Origin of the sequence: Metabacillus niabensis, from assembly GCF_902829255.1 — a bacterium.
Lineage (GTDB): Bacteria > Bacillota > Bacilli > Bacillales > Bacillaceae > Metabacillus > Metabacillus niabensis.
The window spans coordinates 1-7,238 of sequence record NZ_CADEPK010000143.1 but is presented as its reverse complement, the minus strand read 5'-3'; the positions used below and the strand labels follow the sequence as shown (position 1 = coordinate 7,238).

Genomic DNA, 7,238 nt, shown 5'->3' with positions numbered 1-7,238 from the left:
CTCTTATATCTCTCCAATAGTGAACTATTTCCTATTGCGAGAGATTATCAATATTATAACAACATATACGATTAACGTATAGAATTTTTTAAAGGCAATTAGCTATTTTTGTTTTTAAATTCTGTCATAAAGTTGGCTAGTGCAAGACAAGATTCCTTAGGTACTGCATTGTAAGCAGATGCTCTACAACCGCCAACAGAACGGTGTCCAGCAAGTCCAATAAATTGACGTTCCTTTGCTTCCTGAAGGAATTTTTTCGTTAATTCTTCATTAGGCAATGTAAACGTAATATTCATTAAAGAACGGCTATCTTCTGTTGCATGAGCTTTGTAAAAGCCTTCACTTTCATCGATTGCACTATAGATATAGCCTGCTTTTTCTTCATTTACCTTTTGGATTGCCTTTACGCCACCTTGTTCTTTTACCCATTCTAAAACAAGTGATAGCATATAAATCGCAAATGTTGGTGGTGTATTGTATAAGGAATTATTATCAGCATGTGTTGAGTATTTTAAAATAGTCGGTACGTTTGGACGTGCTGTTTCTAAAAAGTCCTTTTTCACAATCACAACAGTAACACCAGATGGGCCGAGATTTTTTTGAGCTCCTGCATAGATAAGGGAGAATTTCTCTACATCAATTTCCTTACAAAGGATATCACTAGACATATCAGCAATTAAAGGAATTGGACTCGTTGGATACTCATTCCATTGTGTACCAAAAATTGTATTATTAGATGTAATGTGTAAATAAGCTCCATCTTTTATATCCTCTAAAGAATAGTCAGTTGGAATTCGAGAATAATTTTCTTCTTTGCTTGATGCTAAAATCCGTGTTTCTCCGAAGGCTTTTGCTTCTTTAAGTGCCTTCTCAGACCAAGAACCAGATAGAATGTAGTGTGCAGTTTTATTTTCTTGCAAAAAATTCATAGGAATCATCGAAAATTGTAAACTTGCTCCACCTTGTAAAAATAATACTTCATACGTATCCGGAATACCTAATAGTTCTCTTAATAGAGCATTCGCACGATTATGAACTTCTTCATAATCTTTACTTCTGTGGCTTAACTCCATAACGGACATTCCCGTATTGTTGAAGTTAACTAATTCCTTTTGCGCGCGTTCAAGCACTTCTAATGGTATAGCTGCTGGTCCTGCATTAAAATTATAAGCTCGCAATTTCATTGCCTCCTCGAAATGTGTGAAGGATAAAAGAGTATGCAAATCTCATATTTCCTTCATCTTTTGATGATGTGTTAGTGAATCAGTCTATTAAAATAGTTAAATAATAATCATATCCTATCATGAAAAGATAAGGAAATATAGACTGAATATTTTCATTCTTTATGAAAGTTTTCAGGAAAACGTTAACATGATTTATTTAGCTTTAATTACTAGTTTTTATTAATTTCTATTGTGAGTTTTTAACACTTTGTTTTTAGAGAGAATACGAAAAGGGAGACGCTACAGGTATAACACAAAGAAGACTCCTAGACCTCTTTGTGAAAGGGAAGCACTACATGAGGAAAGAAACAACTAAGATGAATCGACAATAACTAAAAAAACCAAAACTGCTTGCCGCAATTTTGGTTAATTAGAGAGCCCTTTTTGAATAGAAGCTGCAATTTCCTGTAATTGTTCAGAAGAATATTGGCCAGAGTGATCTTTCCAAACTGCGCCAAAACCATCACCTTTTCCGTATCTTGGAATGATGTGCATGTGATAGTGGAACACAGATTGTCCTGCCTTTTCGCCATTATTGTTAAGTAAATTCATGCCTACAGGTTGAAATTGCTCTTTAATCGAATTGGCGATTTGTGGTACTACCTCAAAAAGCTTACTCGCAATGTCTGGTGTTAGCTCATAAATATTTTCCTTATGTACTTTTGGTACAACGAGAGTATGTCCCTTTGTTACTTGGCTAATATCAAGGAATGCGTAGACATGTTCATTTTCAAATACTTTTGCACTTGGAATCTCACCATTAATAATTTTGCAAAAAATACAATCGCTCATTATTTCACCACTTTCAAATTATTGAGTAGTAAACAAAATTCAACAGCTTTTGTAAAATCCTTATGCTATGATCATTCGTAAATGAAAAGTCATGCTGAATATTGTCTAATACAGATATGTTAACCGTATTTTACCATAATTCTTCTTGAAAATCATAGGGCATGGACATACATAAAAAGAACAGGGTGATGTGGATGTCACCCTGTTCTAAAGAAGGGAAGGAAACTCAGGTTTTGAAAGGAAGTTATTTTGATAAACACCTCATTTAACATGTTTATGCTAATTGATGTGTAAATCACCATTGTTCAAAGCAATCATCCCCCAGTTAAGTGATCTTATCTGCTTAACTTTATGATCGATTATCTTTGACAAACACCTCATTATGAAATGACGTTAAATGCGAGCGTTTCATGACAGAAAAGTACGGCCCGTAAACACCTCATTTTCTAAAGGGTTGTATAACCAAGGTTTTGTTAACAATTACTTTCATATAAAGAAAGGAAATTGTCTTTGACAAACACCTCATTTACTTTTTAGTAAATGCTAATTAGTTTGTTTTTTCACCATGGTCCAAAGCTACCAACTCCCTGTTAAGTCGTGATACACTTCTTAACGCTGTTGGAAAATGTCTTTGACAAACACCTCATTTACAAGGATGTTAACTTATGAGCGTCTATTTCTCGAAATAACGGCCCGTAAACACCTCATTTATAATTCGTGTATACAATGGTTTCAAACTTCCTTACTTGAGGAAGTCTTGGACAAAGCCTTTAAAGACTTGTCTTCGACAAATTGTCCCTTCCTCATACATTATGATGTCCTTTAAGGGTTTGATTATGCATAAAATTAGGTGATGATAAAAGGAAGAATTTACACACTGAATCGTTCTTTTACAGCTTGTAACGGATTTATGTAACGTATGGAGGATATAAGATAAGGATTACCTTTTTTAATGATGAGGTCGCTCTTTTCCACGTTATATATTTGGAAAGCAATTTATCTCAATGTAAGAAGTAAGAAAGAAAACTTTCACTGAATGAAGTCTCGCTAGCTTTATGATAAGATAAAAAGAAAAAGGAGTTCCCATAAAATATGACGTTGTTAAAAGTTAATCAATTAACAGGTGGATATACAAGATACCCTGTTTTAAAGGATATTTCCTTTGAAATAAACGAAGGGGAAATTGTCGGATTGATTGGGCTAAATGGAGCTGGGAAAAGCACAACGATTAAACATATTATTGGTCTTATGGAAGCACATAAAGGGCAAATTACAATTAATAATAAAACATTTGCTGAAGATCCAGCTGCATATCGCTCACAATTTAGTTTTATTCCTGAGACGCCTATATTATATGAAGAATTAACACTTTTCGAGCATTTGGAATTAACTGCAATGGCCTATGGTCTTGATAAGAAAACATTTGAAGAGCGTCTTCACCCACTTCTTAAAGAGTTTAGAATGGAAAAACGGCTTAAATGGTTTCCAGCTCATTTCTCAAAGGGAATGAAGCAAAAAGTAATGATTATGTGCTCATTTTTGATTGAGCCAGCATTATACATTATTGATGAGCCATTTGTCGGTCTTGATCCATTAGCGATTAATTCATTGCTAGAGATGATGGAAAAGGCTAAGCAGCAAGGCTCAGGCATTTTAATGTCAACACATATTCTTGCAACAGCTGAAAGATATTGTGATTCATTTATTATCTTACATAATGGTGAAATTCGCGCCAAAGGTACTTTAGAGCAATTACGAGAACAATTTGGAATGAAAGACGCAACACTTGACGATCTTTATATTCAGTTAACAAAGGAAGAGCAAGATGAAGAGCATTGATGAGATTTGGAGAACGAGGGTTAATCACCATATAAATGAAACAAGGTCATATCTGAAATATATGCTAAATGACCATTTACTGTTTGTGTTTATTTTTTTAGCAGCTGGGGGAGCAGTTGCCTATCAAGGCTGGCTTCAGACAATTCCTGAAAATTTTCCTGCCGTGATCATCATGTCAATAACCTTTGCCTTTATTGTTCTTACATCAAGTGTAAGGACGCTTGTGAAGGAAGCGGATGTTGTTTTCTTACTTCCGATGGAGCATCAAATGAAGGGGTATTTTCAAAAGGCTTTTACATATAGCTTTGTAACCCAGAGCTTTATCATCGTCGTTACGTTTATCCTTTTTGCACCATTGTATTTGAAAATAACCTCGGCAAGCGGTTTAGTATTTCTTGCAAGCTTAATCCTTATCTTAATCGTTAAGTTTTGGAATTTGCGAATGGGCTGGAAAATGGAGTTTTTTACAGAAGCTTCAACAAAATGGAGTGACCTGATCGTACGATTCATTATGAATCTTTGCACAATATTTTTTATCCTTTCAGAAAACTATCCATTTGTCCTTATTATTTTTCTCATAATGGCGCTATATGATGTTTATTTTTCAAAACTAATTAAACCGAAAGCGCTCAAATGGGATCAGCTTATTAAAAGGGAAGAAGAGAAGAAGCAATCGTTTTACAAAATAGCGAATTTGTTTACAGATGTTCCTAAATTAAAAAAGCGTGCAAAGCGTCGGAAATATTTAGATTGGCTATTAAACCAGGTTAAATATGATAGGCAGCATGTTTTTGGCTATTTATTTTTAAGAGCATTTCTCCGCTCTGGTGATTATAGTGGTATTGTTGTACGCTTAACGATTATTGGAAGCATCATTATCTTCTTTACGAGCGAGCAAGTTTTAGGCAATAGTATTGTTGTTGTTCTCTTTTCGTTTCTTACTGGTATTCAAATCATGAGCTTATATAAACATTTTGATTTACTTGAGCTACCGAATCTTTACCCATATGCTGAGGAGAAAAAGTTGGCAAGCTTTTTACAAATTATGTTTAAGGTTCTCATTAGTCAATCAATTATTTATTCGATTGTGACGCTATTAACAGCTGATTTTGTCCTGTTTGCCATTACATTATGTGTGAATGTGTTTTTTGTATGTATATTCGTATTTGTCTATATGAAAAATCGAATAAAAAAAGGTGAAAAAGGTGTTTAATTATGGGCTATGAAAGTCAAAAGGCTGAAGAGGCAAAGCTATGGAAGCATAAATTGCTTAGGAAGCCTTCACTTCTCGAACGCACGTCAAAAAAAGCACAAACGAAAGTGAACCAATTTATCCCAGAAAAGGTGCATCATACAATAACAGAAAGTATAAAAATGATGGTCCAAGCAACAATAGTCGGATCTGATATAACCACTTTTCCAAAAGGAGCGGAAAACCTTACATTTGAGGAGCGAGAACAATTAGTTCAAAAAGCAATTGAGAATTATAAAAAAACGGCAGCAATCGAAGGAGCAACAACTGGTGCTGGTGGAATACTTCTTGGATTAGCAGATTTTCCGCTTTTCCTTAGCATTAAAATGAAGTTTTTATTTGAAGTTGCAAGTATATACGGATACAGCACAAAAGAGAAGAGTGAGCGTTTGTTTTTATTATACGTATTTCAGCTTGCATTCTCGAGTGAGGCACATAAAGCGGAAGCGCTTGAGTTAGTTGAACATTGGGATACGTATAAGTTTAAAGTAGAGGATGTAGATTGGCGGATTTTTCAACAGGAATATAGAGACTATATTGACCTTGTGAAAATGATGCAATTGGTCCCTGGCATCGGTGCGATAGTCGGTGGTGTCGCTAACTATAATCTCGTGCAGCATCTAGGAGAAACAGCAATGAATTGTTATCGATTGAGAATTTTTTCAAAGCCAAAAGCAAATTAAAGGGTCAGTCCCCCGTAATTGGGGACTGACCCTAATAATTATATAAAGATAAAAATTAAGAAGAACTATATTCTAGCTGGTATTGAATTGCCGCTTTGCAAAGAGTTTTAGCAGCTATTAACAATGCCCGTTCATCAATATCAAATTTAGGGTGGTGGTGTGGGTATGCATCAGTATCATTTGCTGGCATCGCTCCAGTAAAGAAAAAAGTCCCTTTCACATGTTGTAAATAATATGCGAAATCTTCACCACCCATTTGTTGTGGGCTTTCCTCTATCAATTCTACACCAGGGACTTGCTGAGCAGCCTTAATTAGAAACATTGTCTCGTCTAAATGGTTTACTACTGCTGGATACCCTCTCACAAACTGATAATCATAAGTAGCACCGCTCATCGAACATGTTCCAGAAACAACTTTTTCGATTTCTTCTTCTATTTGTTTTCGAACATCCTCCTCGAATGTTCGAACAGTGCCTATTAATTGAGCTGTATCAGCAATAATATTAAAAGCATTTTCGGCAACAAATGATCCAACAGTAACTACTGCGGGTTGGATAGGATCTACCTTTCGGCTAACGATTTGTTGGAGATTTGCGACGACTTGTGAGCCTATAACAATTGCGTCCTTCGTCTTATGAGGCTGTGCACCATGGCCTCCTTTCCCATTTATCGTCAGTTCAAATCGATCTGCAGCAGCCATAAATGGTCCAACACGATATTGAATTTTTCCAACAGGCTCTGTCGCCCATAGATGTGTACCGAAAATGACATCAACACCATCTAAACAACCGTCTTCAATCATTGATTTTGCCCCACCTGGAGCATATTCCTCTGCATGCTGGTGGATAAATACAATGTTTCCATTTAATAAATGGCGGTGATTGAAAAGTACCTTTGCTAGTACAAGTAATGTTGCTGTATGCCCATCATGTCCACAAGCATGCATAACCCCAGGAACTGTTGATTTGTAAGGAACGTCCTTTTCATCCTGAATAGGGAGAGCATCAAAGTCTGCGCGTAAAGCAACAGTAGGTCCTGAATTATCACCTTTAATTGTGGCAACAACACCATTTCCACCTACATTTGCCCGTACATCAACACCAAGTTTTTGGTAAAAGTTATAAATATATTTTGCTGTTTTCACTTCTTTAAAGGAAACCTCTGGGTGCATATGTAAATATCGGCGAATTTTAACCATTTCTGAAAAATGATTATCAAGGCTCGTGAACAAATGCTCGATCATTTTAAATTTCTCCTCCTATTTGATTTGACACTCTATAGATTGTAAAAGCATATGTCTTTTGCTGGAAATATATTAAACTAGTATCGAAATGATTAGATTGATTGTAGTCAAAAAATTTAAAAAATTCAAGGGAGAGGGAAGAGAGCAAATAGAAAATACCTATAGAATAAGCATACTTTTCATATGTTGGAATCATTGTTATGTTT

At 35.4% G+C, this 7,238-nt stretch carries 7 protein-coding genes; 3 read left to right on the top strand and 4 right to left on the bottom strand.

All coding sequences use genetic code 11. The annotated features are described in order from the left end of the window. Positions 1-98: 98 nt before the first annotated feature. Positions 99-1,184, bottom strand: a complete 1,086-nt coding sequence (gene serC / locus HU235_RS11610; RefSeq protein WP_174880318.1) for a 3-phosphoserine/phosphohydroxythreonine transaminase — start codon at positions 1,182-1,184, stop codon at positions 99-101. A 405-nt stretch (positions 1,185-1,589) separates the two neighbouring features. Then, entirely contained in the window at positions 1,590-2,015 is a 426-nt protein-coding gene (locus HU235_RS11605) for an HIT family protein (protein ID WP_095300983.1), read from the bottom strand. Between the two features lie 1,092 nt (positions 2,016-3,107). Here HU235_RS11605 and HU235_RS11600 point away from each other — a divergent pair. Genes HU235_RS11600 through HU235_RS11590 form a run of 3 tightly spaced genes read left to right on the top strand, consistent with a single transcriptional unit; the run spans position 3,108 to position 5,789 of the window. Continuing rightward, positions 3,108-3,854, top strand: a complete 747-nt coding sequence (locus HU235_RS11600; protein ID WP_145584480.1) for an ABC transporter ATP-binding protein — start codon at positions 3,108-3,110, stop codon at positions 3,852-3,854. Beyond that, positions 3,841-5,067 (top strand): ABC transporter permease, encoded by a 1,227-nt coding sequence (locus HU235_RS11595; RefSeq protein WP_095300981.1) that lies wholly within the window; start codon positions 3,841-3,843, stop codon positions 5,065-5,067. The genes HU235_RS11600 and HU235_RS11595 overlap by 14 nt, the downstream gene beginning before the upstream one ends. Positions 5,068-5,069: 2 nt before the next feature. Then, positions 5,070-5,789, top strand: coding sequence for an EcsC family protein (locus HU235_RS11590; RefSeq protein ID WP_095300980.1), 720 nt, complete (start codon positions 5,070-5,072; stop codon positions 5,787-5,789). 55 nt (positions 5,790-5,844) lie between these two features. On the opposite strand, the gene HU235_RS11585 is transcribed toward HU235_RS11590, so the two are convergent. Both HU235_RS11585 and HU235_RS24875 read right to left on the bottom strand, forming a co-directional pair. Then, on the bottom strand, positions 5,845-7,032 hold the full coding sequence (locus HU235_RS11585; RefSeq protein WP_145584476.1) for a M20 family metallopeptidase: 1,188 nt from the start codon (positions 7,030-7,032) through the stop codon (positions 5,845-5,847). Between the two features lies 1 nt (position 7,033). Further along, positions 7,034-7,238: hypothetical protein (locus tag HU235_RS24875; protein ID WP_217451436.1), on the bottom strand; the 205-nt coding region annotated here is incomplete at its 5' end.

Coding starts and splice junctions, on each gene's coding strand:
- HU235_RS11590 (WP_095300980.1), top strand. CDS start 5,070: ATGGGCTATGAAAGTCAAAAGGCTGAAGAGGCAAAGCTATGGAAGCAT.
- HU235_RS11600 (WP_145584480.1), top strand. CDS start 3,108: ATGACGTTGTTAAAAGTTAATCAATTAACAGGTGGATATACAAGATAC.
- serC (WP_174880318.1), bottom strand. CDS start 1,184: ATGAAATTGCGAGCTTATAATTTTAATGCAGGACCAGCAGCTATACCA.
- HU235_RS11605 (WP_095300983.1), bottom strand. CDS start 2,015: ATGAGCGATTGTATTTTTTGCAAAATTATTAATGGTGAGATTCCAAGT.
- HU235_RS11585 (WP_145584476.1), bottom strand. CDS start 7,032: ATGATCGAGCATTTGTTCACGAGCCTTGATAATCATTTTTCAGAAATG.
- HU235_RS11595 (WP_095300981.1), top strand. CDS start 3,841: ATGAAGAGCATTGATGAGATTTGGAGAACGAGGGTTAATCACCATATA.